The sequence below is a fragment of the Vibrio sp. 10N.261.54.E10 genome (assembly GCF_002877735.2).
Taxonomy (GTDB): domain Bacteria; phylum Pseudomonadota; class Gammaproteobacteria; order Enterobacterales; family Vibrionaceae; genus Vibrio; species Vibrio crassostreae_C.
In genome coordinates this window covers 2,233,037-2,249,596 of sequence record NZ_MCXE02000001.1, presented here as the reverse complement: position 1 = coordinate 2,249,596, position 16,560 = coordinate 2,233,037, and the positions used below count along the sequence as shown (strand labels likewise).

Annotated in this window: 17 protein-coding genes; 14 read left to right on the top strand and 3 right to left on the bottom strand. The window is 45.6% G+C overall.

The features are described 5' to 3' along the window. Window positions 1-9: 9 nt before the first annotated feature. From ribD to pgpA, 7 genes are all read left to right on the top strand, one after another. A complete protein-coding gene (ribD, locus tag BCU07_RS09875; RefSeq protein ID WP_017060785.1) occupies window positions 10-1,089 on the top strand; it encodes a bifunctional diaminohydroxyphosphoribosylaminopyrimidine deaminase/5-amino-6-(5-phosphoribosylamino)uracil reductase RibD in 1,080 nt (359 codons plus the stop codon). 69 nt (window positions 1,090-1,158) lie between these two features. After that, window positions 1,159-1,815: a riboflavin synthase gene (locus BCU07_RS09870; protein WP_010436361.1), complete on the top strand. Its 657-nt coding sequence runs from the start codon at window positions 1,159-1,161 to the stop codon at window positions 1,813-1,815. Between the two features lie 108 nt (window positions 1,816-1,923). Beyond that, on the top strand, window positions 1,924-3,033 hold the full coding sequence (gene ribBA / locus BCU07_RS09865; RefSeq protein ID WP_102428912.1) for a bifunctional 3,4-dihydroxy-2-butanone-4-phosphate synthase/GTP cyclohydrolase II: 1,110 nt from the start codon (window positions 1,924-1,926) through the stop codon (window positions 3,031-3,033). 295 nt (window positions 3,034-3,328) lie between these two features. Then, window positions 3,329-3,799: a 6,7-dimethyl-8-ribityllumazine synthase gene (ribE, locus tag BCU07_RS09860; RefSeq protein WP_004741508.1), complete on the top strand. Its 471-nt coding sequence runs from the start codon at window positions 3,329-3,331 to the stop codon at window positions 3,797-3,799. Beyond that, entirely contained in the window at window positions 3,799-4,266 is a 468-nt protein-coding gene (nusB, locus tag BCU07_RS09855) for a transcription antitermination factor NusB (protein ID WP_004734399.1), read from the top strand. The genes ribE and nusB overlap by 1 nt, the downstream gene beginning before the upstream one ends. A 114-nt stretch (window positions 4,267-4,380) precedes the next feature. After that, window positions 4,381-5,355 carry a thiamine-phosphate kinase gene (gene thiL, locus BCU07_RS09850; protein ID WP_102428911.1) on the top strand — a complete coding sequence of 325 codons (975 nt, stop codon included), beginning with the start codon at window positions 4,381-4,383 and terminating at the stop codon, window positions 5,353-5,355. Beyond that, window positions 5,355-5,861 (top strand): phosphatidylglycerophosphatase A, encoded by a 507-nt coding sequence (gene pgpA, locus BCU07_RS09845; protein ID WP_017060782.1) that lies wholly within the window; start codon window positions 5,355-5,357, stop codon window positions 5,859-5,861. The genes thiL and pgpA overlap by 1 nt, the downstream gene beginning before the upstream one ends. Window positions 5,862-5,980: 119 nt before the next feature. Here pgpA and dxs read toward each other — a convergent pair whose 3' ends face one another. Genes dxs through xseB form a run of 3 tightly spaced genes read right to left on the bottom strand, consistent with a single transcriptional unit; the run spans window position 5,981 to window position 9,033 of the window. Next, window positions 5,981-7,864 (bottom strand): 1-deoxy-D-xylulose-5-phosphate synthase, encoded by a 1,884-nt coding sequence (gene dxs, locus BCU07_RS09840; protein WP_102428910.1) that lies wholly within the window; start codon window positions 7,862-7,864, stop codon window positions 5,981-5,983. Window positions 7,865-7,885: 21 nt separating this feature from the next. Further along, complete coding sequence (gene ispA, locus BCU07_RS09835) at window positions 7,886-8,770, bottom strand: (2E,6E)-farnesyl diphosphate synthase (RefSeq protein ID WP_017063336.1); 885 nt, start codon at window positions 8,768-8,770, stop codon at window positions 7,886-7,888. Between the two features lie 20 nt (window positions 8,771-8,790). After that, window positions 8,791-9,033: an exodeoxyribonuclease VII small subunit gene (xseB, locus tag BCU07_RS09830; protein ID WP_004734405.1), complete on the bottom strand. Its 243-nt coding sequence runs from the start codon at window positions 9,031-9,033 to the stop codon at window positions 8,791-8,793. A gap of 298 nt (window positions 9,034-9,331) precedes the next feature. On the opposite strand from xseB, the gene pomA reads away from it, so the two are divergent. The 7 genes from pomA (at window position 9,332) to rlmM (ending at window position 16,495) form a co-directional block, all read left to right on the top strand. Further along, the gene (pomA, locus tag BCU07_RS09825) at window positions 9,332-10,096 is read left to right on the top strand and encodes a flagellar motor protein PomA (protein WP_017060778.1); all 765 of its coding nucleotides are present in this window, start codon (window positions 9,332-9,334) and stop codon (window positions 10,094-10,096) included. 12 nt (window positions 10,097-10,108) lie between these two features. Then, window positions 10,109-11,056, top strand: coding sequence for a flagellar motor protein MotB (locus BCU07_RS09820; protein WP_017060777.1), 948 nt, complete (start codon window positions 10,109-10,111; stop codon window positions 11,054-11,056). Between the two features lie 318 nt (window positions 11,057-11,374). Beyond that, window positions 11,375-12,823 carry a tRNA uracil 4-sulfurtransferase ThiI gene (gene thiI, locus BCU07_RS09815; protein ID WP_102428909.1) on the top strand — a complete coding sequence of 483 codons (1,449 nt, stop codon included), beginning with the start codon at window positions 11,375-11,377 and terminating at the stop codon, window positions 12,821-12,823. Window positions 12,824-13,494: 671 nt separating this feature from the next. After that, a complete protein-coding gene (locus BCU07_RS09810) occupies window positions 13,495-14,403 on the top strand; it encodes a transcriptional regulator GcvA (RefSeq protein WP_012604639.1) in 909 nt (302 codons plus the stop codon). Further along, the gene (locus BCU07_RS09805) at window positions 14,396-15,019 is read left to right on the top strand and encodes an alpha/beta fold hydrolase (protein ID WP_102319949.1); all 624 of its coding nucleotides are present in this window, start codon (window positions 14,396-14,398) and stop codon (window positions 15,017-15,019) included. Before BCU07_RS09810 ends, BCU07_RS09805 begins: the two co-directional genes overlap by 8 nt. Further along, window positions 15,009-15,407, top strand: a complete 399-nt coding sequence (locus tag BCU07_RS09800; RefSeq protein WP_102428908.1) for a DUF423 domain-containing protein — start codon at window positions 15,009-15,011, stop codon at window positions 15,405-15,407. The genes BCU07_RS09805 and BCU07_RS09800 overlap by 11 nt, the downstream gene beginning before the upstream one ends. Next, window positions 15,404-16,495: a 23S rRNA (cytidine(2498)-2'-O)-methyltransferase RlmM gene (rlmM, locus tag BCU07_RS09795; protein ID WP_017070491.1), complete on the top strand. Its 1,092-nt coding sequence runs from the start codon at window positions 15,404-15,406 to the stop codon at window positions 16,493-16,495. Before BCU07_RS09800 ends, rlmM begins: the two co-directional genes overlap by 4 nt. The last annotated feature ends 65 nt before the right edge of the window (window positions 16,496-16,560 follow it).

Genomic DNA, 16,560 nt, shown 5'->3' with positions numbered 1-16,560 from the left:
GATTTTCAAATGATGTCGCGTGCTATTCAGTTAGCAAAACGCGGCATTTACACTACTGCGCCAAACCCTAATGTGGGTTGTGTCATTGTACAAACCGACGGTCAGATCGTTGGTGAAGGTTTTCATGCCAAAGCTGGCGAACCTCATGCTGAAGTACATGCCATGCGAATGGCAGGCGACAAAGCAAAAGGTGCGACGGCTTATGTCACGCTAGAGCCTTGTTCTCATTACGGTCGAACGCCGCCTTGTGCTGAAGGTTTGATTAAGGCTCAAGTAGCCAAAGTGATTTGTGCCATGCAGGACCCAAACCCAAAAGTCGCAGGTCGTGGTATCAAAATGCTACGCGATGCGGGTATTGAGGTTGAAATCGGTTTGCTAGAGCAAGACGCTCTCGACTTGAACCCTGCATTTATCAAGCGTATGCAAACTGGCATGCCATTCGTTCAGTTAAAGATGGCCGCTAGCCTTGATGGGCAAACGGCATTGGAAAATGGCCAAAGCCAGTGGATCACATCGCCAGAAGCACGTCGTGATGTTCAGAACTACCGAGCAAAATCAGGCGCTGTGTTGTCAACTAGCCAGACGGTGATTGAAGACAACGCGTCGTTGAATGTTCGTTGGGCAGAGTTGCCAAGCAGTATCAAAGGTCATTACGCTGAAGACGAGCTGCGTCAGCCGATTCGCGTGATTCTTGATCGTCAAAACCAACTGCGTCCTGAACTCAAGTTATTCCAGACTCCAACATCGGTGTTGAGAGTTGCCGAAGCATCTGCTGATATTGAAGTCGCAACCACAGATGCAGGTCAGCTCGATTTGCACGATCTGATGCGTCAATTACCTGCCAATCATATCGACCATATTTGGGTCGAAGCGGGCGCAACATTGGCAAAAAGCTTGATTGAAGAGCAGCTGGTGGATGAGCTAATCCTTTATTTAGCACCTAAACTTATGGGCAGTGACGGACGAGGTTTGATGGGTGCATTAGGGCTCACTTCAATGTCTGACGTTATTGACCTAGAAATTAAAGATGTTCGACAGGTTGGTGTGGATATTCGCATCGTTGCGAAACCCGTATTTCGAAACAGATAGTAACGAAACCACAGTGGAAATAGTTACTCCAACTACATACGTGTCGTTGACAACAAAAAGAGTTTTAAAATGTTTACAGGAATTGTAGAAGCCGTAGGTACATTGAGTGCAATCACTCCCCGCGGAGAAGACATCACCGTAACGGTTAATGTTGGTAAGCTTGATATGGCTGACGTTAAGTTAGGCGACAGTATCGCTACCAATGGTGTGTGTTTGACAGTTGTTGAATATAACGACCACAGCTACAGTGCAGATCTTTCGCTTGAGACCCTGAAAAAAACGGGTTTTGTCGATTACCAAGCGGGCGATAAAGTTAACCTTGAGAAAGCAATGTTACCAACCACGCGTTTCGGTGGACATATAGTGTCTGGTCACGTTGATGGCGTGGGTGAGATTGTTGAACGTAACCAAGTTGGCCGTGCGATTGAATTCTGGGTAGAAATGCCAGCAGAAATCTCAAAATACGTGGCTCAAAAAGGCTCAGTAACAGTTGATGGCATTAGCCTGACTGTGAACGATTTACGTAAGAACGCATTCAAGCTGACTATCGTTCCTCATACTTCTTCAGAAACCACCATCGACCAATTCAATGTCGGTCGTAAAGTGAATCTAGAAGTTGATGTATTAGCACGTTACATGGAGCGTTTACTGCAAGGTCAGCAACAAGAATCTGAGCCTGAATCTCGATTAACGATGGAATTCTTACAGCAGAATGGTTTTGCCTAACCGTTGATACAAAGTGCGTTAAGCGAGACTTTGTAAAGCGAAGCAATATCATCAGGTTTAAATAGTGTCGGTTCTAGGAAGCAGAACCATTTCAAAGGATATAGAACAATGCCAATTAGTACTCCTCAAGAAATTATTGAAGACATTCGCCTAGGAAAAATGGTTATCCTGATGGATGATGAAGATCGCGAAAATGAAGGCGATCTGATCATGGCAGCAGAACATGTGACGCCAGAAGCGATTAACTTCATGGCGATGTACGGCCGTGGTTTAATCTGTTTAACGTTGACTAAAGAGCGTTCAAACCGCATGGGCCTAGCGCCTATGGTTCTAGATAACAACGCACAGTACACCACTAACTTTACTGTTTCGATTGAAGCGGCAGAGGGCGTAACAACGGGTATCTCTGCATCAGACCGTGCAGTGACGGTTCAAGCTGCAGTGGCGAAAGATGCGAAAGCGGCTGACCTTGTTCAACCTGGTCATATTTTCCCACTGACAGCGCAAGATGGCGGTGTTCTGACTCGCGCAGGACACACAGAAGCAGGTTGTGATTTAGCACGTCTTGCAGGCTGCGAGCCAGCATCGGTTATCGTTGAGATCCTTAACGACGACGGTACTATGGCTCGTCGCCCTGACCTTGAAGTGTTTGCTGAAAAACACGACATCAAGCTAGGCACGATTGCTGACTTGATTGAATACCGCAACAACACAGAAACAACGATTGAGCGTGTAGCACAATGCCATTTACCAACAGAGTTTGGTGATTTCGAGCTGGTGACTTACCGCGATACAATTGATAACCAGATCCACTACGCGATGCAAAAAGGCGACCTATCTGAAGGTGCTCCTTTGGTACGTGTTCACCTGCATGACACGTTCACCGATCTGCTTCATTCAGACCGTGGTACTGAACGCAGCTGGTCGCTAGATAAAGCGATGAAGCGTATTGGCGACGAAGGCGGTGTGTTGGTTATTCTTGGCAACGAAGAGTCGTCTGATTCTTTGATTCACAAAGTGAAGACATTCGAAGCGCAAGACAAGAACGAGCAGCCAACTATGGCGAAGAAGCTGGGTACCTCGCGTCGTGTTGGTGTCGGTTCTCAGATTCTTCAAGATCTAGGTGTGCACGATATGCGTCTGCTTTCTTCAAGCACTAAGCGTTACCACGCATTGGGTGGTTTTGGCCTTAACGTTGTTGAGTACGTTTGCGAATAAACCATGCGTTAGCAAGCAGACGTTTCTCCGTTTGTAGCAACATAATTTACCGATGATTTCAGTGGCTCTTTTGGTGATAAATCTTGCCAAAAGAGCAAAGTAGCCAAGTCCGACTCAAAACGTGTTCAACACACAAACTTGGTTACTCGCTGTTCCTATATGCTTGGGATCAGCGCTGCATTATCATCTTTACATTGCCGGTGTCTGTTCTTCTAAATTACCATTAGATATTGCTCACAGTTTTGTGCTAGAATCCGGCGATTCTCACTTGATGAAAATAGTTAAAGGAAGGCTTATGAAAGTGATCGAGGGTGGCTTCCCAGCGCCAAATGCAAAAATTGCTATCGTTATTGCTCGTTTCAACAGTTTTATTAACGAAAGTTTACTTTCTGGTGCAATCGATACTTTAAAGCGTCATGGACAAGTAAGCGAAGACAACATCACTGTTGTTCGTTGCCCTGGTGCAGTAGAACTTCCACTTGTAGCGCAGCGCGTTGCAAAAACAGGTAAGTTCGATGCGATTGTATCTCTTGGTACAGTAATTCGTGGCGGTACACCTCACTTTGACTATGTTTGTAGTGAATGTAATAAAGGTTTGGCACAAGTGTCTCTGGAATATTCTCTTCCAGTAGCGTTTGGTGTTCTTACTGTTGATACGATCGATCAAGCTATTGAACGCGCAGGAACCAAGGCTGGTAATAAGGGTGCAGAAGCAGCACTTAGCGCACTTGAGATGATCAACGTTCTTTCTGAAATCGATTCCTAATGGGGGCCAGTGTGAAACCAGCCGCACGTCGTAACGCACGTCAATTTGCTCTACAAGCAATTTATTCTTGGCAAATTACTAAAGAAAATATTGCTACCGTTGAAGAACAGTTCTTATCTGGTGGTAAGTATGATGAAGAAGAGCATCATGCTGCAGAGCCTGCTCTTGCTATGCCAGAAACAGACGTTGCATACTTCCGCGACCTACTAACTGGTGTTGCTCTTAGCCACATGGAACTTGATAGCAAGCTTCGTCCATTCGTATCTCGCCCTATGCAAGATCTGGATCTGATGGAACTAGCGCTTCTACGTTTAGCTATGTACGAGATGACTCGTCGCGAAGATGTACCATACAAAGTGGTTATCAACGAAGCTATCGAGCTTGCAAAAGTATTTGCAGCAGAAGACAGCCATAAGTTTGTTAACGGTGTGCTTGATAAAGCTGCACCGCACGTTCGTAAGAAATAAGACGTTCGTATATTGAATCTAAAGGTCAGCTTTTATGCTGGCCTTTTTTGTAACTAAATTTCTGTAATATCCATGATTACGGCGATTTTTATGAGACTAAAGATAGGGCATGTGATGTCTGGCGAATTTAACCTGATTGAAAAATATTTTGTAAATCGACAACCACAACGTAAAGACGTTCTTCTAGCTGCTGGCGATGATTGTGCTTTGGTCAAAGCGCCGGGTAATGTTGAGATAGCGATCAGCACGGACACCTTAGTGGCTGGTACCCATTTCTTAGCTGAGGCGAATCCGGCTTGGGTGGCACACAAAGCGTTGGCTTCCAATATCAGTGACCTTGCTGCAATGGGCGCGACGCCTGCTTGGGTGTCTTTTGCTTTAACCATGCCTGAAATCGATGAAGAATGGCTTGCTCCCTTCTGTGACTCCTTTTTTAAACTCGCAGACTACTTTGGTATTCAGTTAATTGGTGGCGACACAACCAAAGGTCCACTAAGCCTGACACTGACGGTACAGGGCTTTGTTCCTGAAGGACGAGCGCTGCGCAGAGATGGCGCGAAAGTGGGCGACTGGATTTACGTAACAGGTAATCTAGGTGACAGCAAAGCTGGCTTAGAAGTGTTACTTAACCCTGAGCAGAACAGAGCGAAGCCCTATGCTGCTGAACTTGAAGAGAGACATTATGTGAGCGCCCCACGAGTGTTAGCGGGTCAGGCTCTAGTGAACCTTGCTTCATCTGCGATTGATATCTCTGATGGCGTTATTGCTGATTTAAAACATATCCTTAAGCGTTCTCAAGTTGGCGCGAGTATTGATGTAAGCACGCTGCCTATCTCTCCAGAGTTACGTCAGTTCGCTCCTGATACCACTTCAGCTCAGCAGTATGCGCTAACGAGTGGTGAAGAGTACGAACTGTGCTTTACTGTACCAGAAGAGAATAAAGGGTCGCTGGAAAGTGCTTTGTCACACACTGGTACAAAAGTCACCTGCATTGGCCAGATAAGACCTGTAGAATATTTTGAATTACACAATAATGGTGAACCACTAAGCTGGAACTTAACTGGTTACGATCACTTTAAGGTTAATTGATGACAAACCCACTTTCTCTTATTTCTCTTAAAAATCCTTGGCATTTCTTAGCAACGGGTTTTGGCAGTGGCTTATCGCCTATTATTCCCGGCACAATGGGCACGCTTGCGTCAATTCCGTTGTACCTATTGTTGGTTCAGCTACCGTTTCCTGCTTACGTTGCCGTGGTGGTGGTAAGCTGCATTATTGGTATTAAGATCTGCCAAGTAACGTCTGATGATATGGGCGTGCATGACCACGGTTCTATCGTTTGGGATGAGTTTGCGGGCTTTTGGATCACCATGAGCTTAGTGCCTATGCTGAATATCCCTGCCGATGACTGGAAATGGCTTCTGACTGGTTTTGTGCTTTTCCGCTTCTTTGACATGGTAAAACCTTGGCCGATTGGTTGGCTAGATGCGCGAATTCACGGCGGCTTGGGTATCATGATTGACGATATTGTAGCGGGTATTATGGCGGCTATTTCGTTGTATGCCGTGGCACATTTCGCAGGTTGGTTAGTGTGAGTTAACTGAAGGGCTAAGGTTTAGTTGGCGATACACCAAACTAATTAGCAGATACTAAAAAGGTTGACCCTAGGGCCAACCTTTTTTGTTTGCGGAGCTTACGAGCTTACGTATTAAGGCTACTTAGCAAGATAGTCAGAGATAGACTTCTCAATGCCTTGCGCGTCCAAACCAAGCTCTTCGTGCAGTTCACCTTGCGTACCTTGAGCAATGAACTTGTCTGGCAGGCCAAGGTTCAATACTGGCATCAGCAGTTTCTCTTGCATCAAGAATTCAATCACACCTGCGCCCGCACCACCTGCAATCGCATTCTCTTCGATAGTTACCAGAATATCGTGGTCAGCAGCAAGTTGTTTGATCAGAGCTTCATCGAGCGGTTTCACAAAGCGCATATCTGCAACTGTCGCATCGATGGCGTCAGCGGCTTGAAGTACACTCTCAAGGAAAGTACCGAAGCTTAAGATAGCGACTTTCGAGCCATCTTTTGCTTTTTCGCTTTCGCGAACGATACGACCTTTACCAATCTCAAGCGCGGTAAATTCACTTTGTATCTCAGTGCCCATACCATTACCGCGAGGGTAACGAACGGCACTTGGACCTGTGTGCTGGTGGCCGGTGTAAAGCATTTGGCGACATTCGTTTTCGTCGCTTGGCGCCATGATCACCATGTTTGGAATACAACGCATAAAGCTTAAGTCGAACGCACCTTGGTGTGTTTGACCATCAGCGCCGACAAGACCAGCACGGTCGATAGCGAACATGACAGGTAAGTCCATGATAGCCACATCGTGGATCAGTTGATCGTAGCCACGTTGTAGGAACGTCGAGTAGATAGCGACTATCGGCTTATCACCCGCAATCGCCATACCGGTTGCTAGCGTCACAGCATGCTGCTCAGCAATCGCTACGTCGAAGTATTGTTCTGGGTACTCTTTCGAGAAACGCACCATGCCAGAGCCTTCACGCATTGCAGGCGTGATCGCCATCAGCTTAGGATCTTGCGCGGCCATATCACACAGGAAGTCGCCAAAAATCTTAGAGAAAGTTGGTTTAGAGCTGGTGCTCTTAGGCAGACTTGAGTGTGCTGGATCGAATTTCGGTACGCCGTGGTAACCGATTGGATCTTTCTCAGCTGGCTCGTAGCCTTTGCCTTTCTTAGTCATGATATGCAGGAACTGAGGACCTTTAAGGTCTCTCATGTTCTTAAGCGTTTTAATCAGCTCATTGACATCATGACCATCAATTGGGCCAATGTAGTTAAAGCCTAACTCTTCGAACATGGTGCCAGGGACAACCATGCCTTTTAGATGTTCTTCTGTACGACGAACCAGCTCTTTAATCGGCGGAACGCCTGATAGCACTTTCTTGCCGCCCTCACGAATTGACGTGTAAAGACTGCCAGAAAGAACTTGAGCTAGGTGGTTGTTTAGCGCACCTACGTTTTCAGAGATCGACATCTCGTTATCGTTCAGGATAACCAGCATGTCATTGTGAATATCGCCCGCATGGTTCATGGCTTCAAATGCCATACCTGCTGTAATCGCGCCATCACCAATCACACTCACGACTTTACGGTTCTTGCCTTCTTTCTTCGCACTGATAGCCATACCAAGTGCAGCACTGATCGACGTTGAAGAGTGACCAACAGAAAGGGTGTCGTATTCGCTCTCTTGACGCCATGGGAATGGGTGCAGTCCATCTTTTTGACGGATAGTCGACAAGCGGTCGCGACGACCTGTAAGAATTTTGTGCGGGTATGCTTGGTGGCCAACATCCCAAACCAACTGGTCAAAAGGCGTGTTGTACACATAGTGCAGAGCAACGGTTAGCTCTACTGTACCTAAGCCTGACGCTAAGTGACCACTTGACTGGCTCACTGAGTTAAGAAGATAGGTACGTAATTCATCACAAAGCTGTGTCAGCGTCTCTTTTGGAAGTAGACGCAAATCCTCTGGCTTATCAGCCAAAGCAAGAGTTGGGTACTTTGATATATCAAGAGTCATAGGTAATGCGCGCTTATTGTCTTAGTTCTTGCGCTCGATGACGTATCGGGCGAACTCTTCGAGTAACTGGGTATTGTATGGGATTGCAGCTAAAGCTTGAAGTGCTTCCTGTAGCAGAGTCTGCGCTTTTTCTTGAGCGCCCTCTAAACCTAGCAAAGAAGGGTAGGTGCTTTTGTTCAATTCTTGGTCAGAACCCTGTGGCTTACCCAAAGTTTCAGTATCGCCAGTGATATCTAAAATATCATCTTGAACCTGGAATGCTAATCCAATGGCGTCGGCGTACTTGTCTAATTGAGGCATCACTTCAAACGCTTTTTCACCAGCAGCGAGAGCACCTAAACGAATCGCACATTTCATTAGCGCGCCCGTTTTATTGCGGTGAACTTCTTCTAACTCTTCTAGCGTGACAGAGCGGTTTTCAGCTTCAATATCAAGTGCTTGTCCAATGCACATACCTTGTGCACCAGAGGCTTCGGCTAGGCGTTGAATCATTCGAACGCGATTGCTTTCACCGTCAGCACTTAATGTACCTTCCGCAAGTATAGTAAACGCGAGAGTTTGTAGTGCATCGCCAGTTAAAATTGCCGTTGCTTCATCGTATTTGATGTGACAAGTCTGATGGCCACGACGCAGTTCATCGTCGTCCATTGCTGGAAGGTCGTCGTGAATCAGAGAATAGGCATGAATACATTCGATTGCAGATGCTGGAGTGTCGAGTTCTTCAGCGGTGCAGCCGAGCATTTCCCCTGTAATGTAGACAAGAAATGGACGTGCGCGTTTACCGCCTAAAAGTAACCCATAACGCATCGCGTTGATCAGGTTCTGATCTTGGTGTGGTAGGCGATCAAGCCAAAGGTTCAGTTGCTCGTTATTACGTGCTTGATAAGACAATAAAGTCTCAATCATAGGGGATCTCATACAATTCGTTATTCTGGTTGTGGGTTAAAGTCACTAAGTTCTGCGTTTTCATCATTTTGCAGTAGGATGCTAACACGCTGTTCAGCATCGTTTAGTTTGCTTTGACCGGCACGAGCGAGGGAGATGCCTCGTTCGAACTTTTTCAGCGCATCATCTAAAGCTAGATCACCATTTTCTAGTTGATCAACCAAGCCATCAAGCTCTTCGATTGCTGCTTCAAAGCTCATATTTTCAGGTTTCTTAGTAGCCATAATAAATCTGCGTTTGGAAAGATGAACGAACGTTACCCTAGGCCGCTGAGATGGTCAAATGTAACCAAGAAATTTTGCTAGAAAGTTCGTTTTTAAGGGGCTTGAACGCACTTTGCTTGAATAACCTTAGCTTTATCGAGTTTATGCGCTACGTATAAGAGCAAAGTAAGCCAATAGTTGGGATTCAAAAACGAAAAGTGTGATACTTAGGCCAAGAATTTACTAAAAGATCTTATAGTCTTGCCGATACAAAGATTATCGTCGACATAGAGCTACAAAAAAGCATGAGGAGTGCTCAGTGGATTTAGCAACCCTAATAGGTTTGATTGGTGGATTTGCCTTTGTAATTATGGCAATGATCCTAGGTGGAAGCCTAGGGATGTTCTATGACACGACATCCATTTTGATCGTAGTTGGGGGCTCAACCTTTGTTGTTCTAATGAAGTTCACCATGGGACAGTTCTTTGGTGCGACTAAAATCGCAGGCAAAGCTTTTATGTTTAAAGCGGATGAGCCTGAAGATCTTATTGCGAAAGTTGTAGAGATGGCTGATGCGGCTCGTAAAGGTGGTTTTTTAGCACTGGAAGAGATGGAAATTAACAACAGTTTCATGCAAAAGGGCATCGATCTTTTGGTGGATGGCCATGATGGAGATGTAGTTCGTGCTGCACTGCAAAAAGACATCGCATTAACCACAGAGCGTCATGAGCAGGGCGCGAAGGTGTTCTCTGCATTTGGTGATGTAGCACCCGCGATGGGTATGATTGGTACCTTGGTTGGCTTGGTTGCCATGCTTTCTAACATGGATGATCCAAAAGCGATCGGCCCTGCGATGGCGGTGGCACTTTTAACCACCCTATATGGTGCGATTCTTTCGAACATGGTGTTCTTCCCAATTGCCGACAAGCTTGCGCTGCGTCGTGACCAAGAGACACTCAACCGTCGTTTGGTTATGGATGGCGTACTCGCGATTCAAGATGGTCAGAACCCACGAGTAATCGATGGTTACCTGAAGAGCTACCTAAACGAAGGTAAGCGTACGATTGATGGTGAACCTGCGTAAGAGGAGTTGAAGATGGATGAAGAAAATCCATGTAAATGTCCTCCTCCGGGATTGCCTCAATGGATGGGGACATTTGCTGACTTGATGTCACTGCTGATGTGTTTCTTCGTACTGCTGCTCTCATTCTCTGAGATGGACGTACTGAAGTTCAAACAGATCGCTGGCTCGATGAAATTTGCGTTTGGTGTACAAAACCGCTTGGAAGTGAAAGACATTCCTAAAGGCACCAGCATCATTGCACAAGAGTTTCGACCTGGTCGTCCAGAGCCGACACCGATTGATGTGATCATGCAGCAGACGATTGATATTACGCAGCAAACGCTTGAGTTTCATGAAGGTGAATCTGAGCGTGCTGGCGGTACCATGCGTGATCAAGGCAAGATGACCGGAGGCAAGTCGCCAGAGGTTTCGACTCACGACAATCAAAACTCTGAGTCAGACCAACAGCAACAACAAGCTGAAGCTCAATCGCAAGAGATGGAAACCTTGATGGAAAGCATCAAGAAGGCGTTGGAGCGAGAGATAGACCAAGGCGCGATTGAAGTTGAAAACCTTGGCCAGCAGATTGTGATTCGAATTCGTGAGAAGGGTGCATTCCCATCGGGTTCTGCTTTCCTACAGCCTAAGTTCCGACCTTTGGTGAGACAGGTTGCTGAGTTGGTGAAAGATGTTCCGGGTATCGTTCGAATCTCAGGGCACACCGATAATCAACGTCTTGATTCCGAGCTTTATCGATCTAATTGGGACTTGTCATCACAGCGAGCAGTGTCTGTTGCTCAAGAGATGGAAAAGGTGCGTGGTTTCTCTCATCAACGCTTGAGAGTACGCGGCATGGCGGATACCGAGCCAGTCGAGCCGAACGATACTGAATGGCAACGTAGCCTCAACCGCCGCGTTGAAATCAGCATCATGCAGGGCGAGCCGCTTTACAGTGACGAAGTGCCTGTTATTAATGAATAGCCGATACGTGTACACACGGTAGCATGCAGATAGCATCGAAAGCCCAACCTTATAATGAGGTTGGGCTTTTTGTTTGCTGGTCTTCAATGGTTCTCTCTGCGGCATTTATGTCGTTTCGAAACCTGCTACTGTTAATAACAAGCGGTTTAATGATGGTGTTACAGCAAGCACTCTTTTCCTTGCTTCACTTTCTCATGTATAATTCGCGCCCTTAGATTTAGATATGATCTATTCTTGCTTCAAGTGCTGTGTAAATTCTCTAATTTACTTGGCGATGAGCGTTTTCAAAATTTTGAACATTAATGTTGTGAAAGTACTATGAAATTTATTGTTAAGCCCCATCCGGAAATTTTTGTAAAAAGTGAATCGGTGCGTAAGCGCTTCACAAGGATTCTAGAGTGCAACATTCGTAACGTTATTCAACGTCGCTGTGAAAGTGTTGCGGTATTCAACCGTCGCGATCATATTGAAGTGACGTCTGAGAGTGACCAGTACTACGCAGAAGTGTTAGAGGCTCTGACTCACACTCCAGGTATTCACCACTCTCTTGAAGTTCAACAGTCTGAATTCAAAGACTTGCACGATATTTACGAGCAAGTACTAGAACGCAGCCGTGCTGACATTGAAGGCAAGACTTTCTCTGTACGTGCTAAGCGTCGTGGTAAGCATGACTTTACCTCTATTGAACTTGAGCGCTACGTAGGCGGCGGTCTAAACCAAGCAGTTGAGTCAGCGAAAGTTCGACTTAAGAACCCTGATGTAACCGTTAAGGTTGAAGTGGCTAACGACAAGCTAAACCAAGTTCTAGCTCGTCACAAAGGCCTCGGTGGCTTCCCTCTTGGTACTCAAGAAGATCTACTGAGCTTGATCTCTGGCGGCTTTGATTCTGGTGTTTCAAGCTACCTGCACATCAAACGCGGCTCTAAGGTTCACTACTGTTTCTTCAACCTTGGTGGCCCAGCGCACGAGATTGGTGTTAAACAAGTGGCTCACTACCTATGGAATAAATACGGCTCATCTGCAAAGGTGAAGTTCATTTCTGTAGACTTTGAACCTGTGGTTGCTGAAATCCTTGAGAACGTTGAAGATGGCCAAATGGGCGTTGTTCTTAAGCGTATGTTCATGCGTGCTGGTGGTATGGTTGCAGAGCGTTTCGGTATCGAAGCACTAGTAACGGGTGAAGCTCTTGGTCAGGTTTCTAGCCAAACGCTAACTAACCTGCGTCATATCGACAACGTGACGGACACTTTGATCCTTCGTCCACTGATCAACTGGGATAAAGAAGACATCATCGACCTTTCTCGTATCATCGGTACTGAAGACTTCGCTAAGGTAATGCCTGAGTACTGTGGTGTTATTTCTAAGAAGCCAACAGTGAAAGCGAAGAAAGGCAAACTGGAAGCAGAAGAAGCTAAGTTTAACTTTGAAGTGCTGGATCAAGTGATCGAGAACGCTCGTGTTATGGATATCCGTGACATCGAGAAAGAGAGCCAAGAGCAAGCGCCTGAAGTTGAACAAGTTCAAGCTGTTGCTGAGCACGCTATCGTTCTTGATATCCGTAGCCCAGAAGAAGAAGACGAAAGCCCATTAGTGATCGAGGGTGTTGAAATTAAACACATCCCATTCTTCAAGCTTTCGACTCAGTTTGGCGACCTAGACCAAGCGAAAGAGTACTTGCTGTACTGTGACCGTGGTGTAATGAGCCGTCTACAGGCACTTTACCTACAAGAGCAGGGCTTCCATAACGTTAAGGTTTACCGCCCATAGTGGTGTGTTGACCAAGCGTTAATCATTTTGCAAAGCCGTTTACTGAAAAGTAAGCGGCTTTTTTATTTTCTATTGTGAATGATTTACAGTAGTCAGACAGAGGCGTGAGTTTGGGCGTGCTATCGTCATGCTCAGCTTTGAAATTTTTGATTGATAGAAAGAGTGTGTTCTAAACGGGTTTATAAGTACCGAAGAAGTGTGAGTATCTTGAAGTATTCTGTTACTTTTTAGTGCAACTCAATGATGCTATTTGTATGTGTTCAGTTGATTATTTGAGTGGGTGTCTGATTCTGTGATTGGCGATGAAAAATAATAAAGATTAATTAGCACAGCTATTGATAAACTTGTTGTTACATTTCTTTGCACATAAAAAAACACCGCCCATAAGGCGGTGTAAACAAATTTGACAGACAGGTCAAAATAAATACAGGAAGTACATGCCTCGTTTCAGTATAAACTGCAACAAAACATTTGGTAGAACTCTACCCAACTCGAAAAGAACGAGTTTGCAAACACAACATCGCAGGAGCTAAGCCAATTGATTCTAGAGAGAATCAAGCCGTTCAGGCTAGCTGCTGCGGGATGAAATATAGAATTTCTCTGGCTGCTAGGCAATGGACAAATTATAATGTTTCAGATAAAAAAAACTAATGCTTATTTAGAGAGTAACTATGTCTCGTCGATTACCCCCATTAAACTCGCTAAGAGTGTTTGAAGCTGCAGCTCGACACTTGAGTTTTACGCGTGCTGCAGAAGAGTTGTTTGTTACTCAAGCGGCAGTCAGTCATCAGATCAAAGCGCTTGAAGAATTCTTATCTTTGAAGCTGTTTCGCCGAAGAAACCGCTCTTTGCTGCTAACTGAAGAAGGTCAAAGCTACTTCTTAGATATCAAAGATATTTTCACATCACTAGCAGAAGCGACAGACAAAGTGCTGGAGCGAAGTGAGAAGGGCGCATTGACCATCAGTTTACCGCCGAGTTTTGCTATTCAATGGTTGGTACCAAGGCTCGCTGACTTTAATCAGCAAGAGCCTGATATTGATGTAAGAATCAAAGCCGTTGATATGGATGAAGGCTCGCTAACCGATGATGTAGACGTCGCTATCTATTATGGCCGAGGTAATTGGTCGGGGCTTAGAGCCGATAAGCTTTACCAAGAATACTTGATCCCTCTTTGCTCACCTTCCGTGCTGCTAGGAGTAAAACCATTAGAATCTCTCAGTGATTTAGCATGTCATACGCTATTGCATGATACTTCTCGAAAAGATTGGAAACAGTTCGCTAAGCAAAATGGCATCGATGGGGTAAACGTTAATCACGGCCCTATCTTCAGTCACTCAACCATGGTGCTGCAGGCAGCGGCTCACGGCCAGGGCATTGCTCTGGGTAACAACGTGTTGGCGCAGCCTGAAATCGAAGCGGGTCGTTTGATTGCGCCTTTTGATGAAGTGTTGGTGAGTAAGAACGCCTTCTATGTGGTTTGTCATGAGAAACAAGCCGACATGGGTCGTATTGCTACCTTCCGCGACTGGATGCTAGCGAAAGCGCAAAGTGAACAAGAGGACTTACTCGATGAATAACGTCATCATTGATGGTGAAGACAATCCCATCACCTTTATCTTTGCCCATGGTGCTGGCGCAGGCATGGAGCATGAGTTCATGCAGTCGGTAGCCAAAGGGTTAGCCTTTAAAGGGATACGAGTGATTCGTTTCAACTTCCCTTACATGATTAAACGTGCTGAAGATGGTAAGCGTCGTCCACCTGACAGAGCGCCTAAGCTACTTGAAGCCTATCAAGAGATTATTGAGCAGGTTGATGCCGATAAGCTTGTGATTGGTGGTAAGTCGATGGGAGGGCGTATGGCGAGCCATTTGTCTGAACTTGATAAGGTGGCCGCAATGGCGTGTTTAGGCTTTCCTTTCCACCCACCAGGTAAACCCGAGAAATACAAAGGTGAGCATCTGGCTGAGTTAGCAAAGCCATGCCTCATTTTACAAGGTGAGCGCGATACCTTTGGTAAGCGTGAAGAGTTTGCTGATTTTGATCTGTCTGATTCTATTCGTGTTGAATTTATTCCCGATGGCGACCACAGCTTTAAACCTCGTAAGAGTTCTGGTTACACCGAGCAGCAGAATATTGCGTTAACCGTTGAGAAGTTATCAGCGTTTATCAAAGAGGTACTCAATGAGAAGTAAGTATTTACTCACGTTTGCTGGCATCTCTGGTGCGATTGCTGTGATGCTTGGCGCCTTTGCAGCTCACGGTTTGAAAGCTATCTTGTCTGAATATCTGCTAGGCGTGTTTGAGACGGGTGTTCAGTACCAATTTATCCATACTCTAGCGATATTGGCGTGTGGCGCTCTGCTGCAGATGAAACTTGGCGCTAAATCACAAAAATATTTTTTCATTGCGGCAATTTGCTTTATCATCGGCATCCTTTGTTTTAGTGGCAGCCTTTATGGCTTGGCACTGACAGGAATAAAATGGTTTGGCCCTATCACTCCGTTTGGTGGTCTACTATTTATCATTGGTTGGGGAGTCTTCTCCTTCGCTGCTTTGAATATAAAAGAGGTAACTCAGTGAAACACGTACTACTTTATTGTCGCTCTGGTTTTGAAAAAGAATGTGCTGGCGAAATTCAAGACAAGGCAACACAACTGGAAGTGTTTGGTTTTCCTCGCTTAAAGAACAATACAGGTTTTGTATTGTTTGAATGTTACCAAGCAGGTGAAGCGGACAAGTTGATCAAAGAGATCGATTTCCAATCACTGATCTTTGCTCGTCAAATGTTGGCAGTGGCTGTTGAAATTAAAGACCTGCCAACCGATGACCGTATTTCTCCAATTCTTGAGGCGCTTTCTGAGAAAGAAGGTTTCCCTCGTTGTGGTGATATCCGTATTGAAACGCCAGATACTAACGAAGCAAAAGAGCTTTTGAAGTTCTGCCGTAAATTTACCGTGCCGATGCGTCAAGCGATGCGTGGTAAAGGCCTGATGACAGCGAAAGATAACGCTAAGAAGCCTGTGCTTCATTTATGCTTCATCGCTCCGGGCCACTGTTTTGTTGGTTACTCTTACCCAACGAACAACTCCCAGTTCTTTATGGGTATCCCTCGTCTGAAGTTCCCATCAGATGCGCCAAGCCGTTCTACATTGAAGCTAGAAGAAGCATTCCACGTATTCATCCCTCGTGATGAGTGGGACGAGCGTTTGGCTCCAGGTATGTGGGGTGTTGATTTAGGTGCATGTCCAGGTGGTTGGACTTACCAATTGGTTAAGCGCTCGATGTTCGTTCACTGTGTTGATAACGGCATGATGGCAGACAGCCTAATGGAAACAGGTCAAATTAAGCACCACATGGTGGATGGCTTTAAGTTTGAACCAGACCGTAAGAACGTAACTTGGATTATCTGTGACATGGTTGAGAAGCCAGCTCGTGTTGCTCACCTTATGGGTGAGTGGATCATCAAAGGCTGGGCGAAAGAAGCACTGTTCAACCTTAAACTGCCTATGAAAGGCCGTTACGATGAAGTACTGCAAGATATCGAGAACCTAAAAGTGTTCCTGATTGAGAACAAAGTGAAGTTCAAGATGCAGGCTAAGCACCTTTACCACGATCGCGAAGAGATCACGGTCCACATTCAGGCGCTTTCAAACATCTCACCGCACTAATATTTACGTTAGTGTGTCAGTGATAAAAAATGCTCCTTTAAGGGGCATTTTTTGTATCAATATTA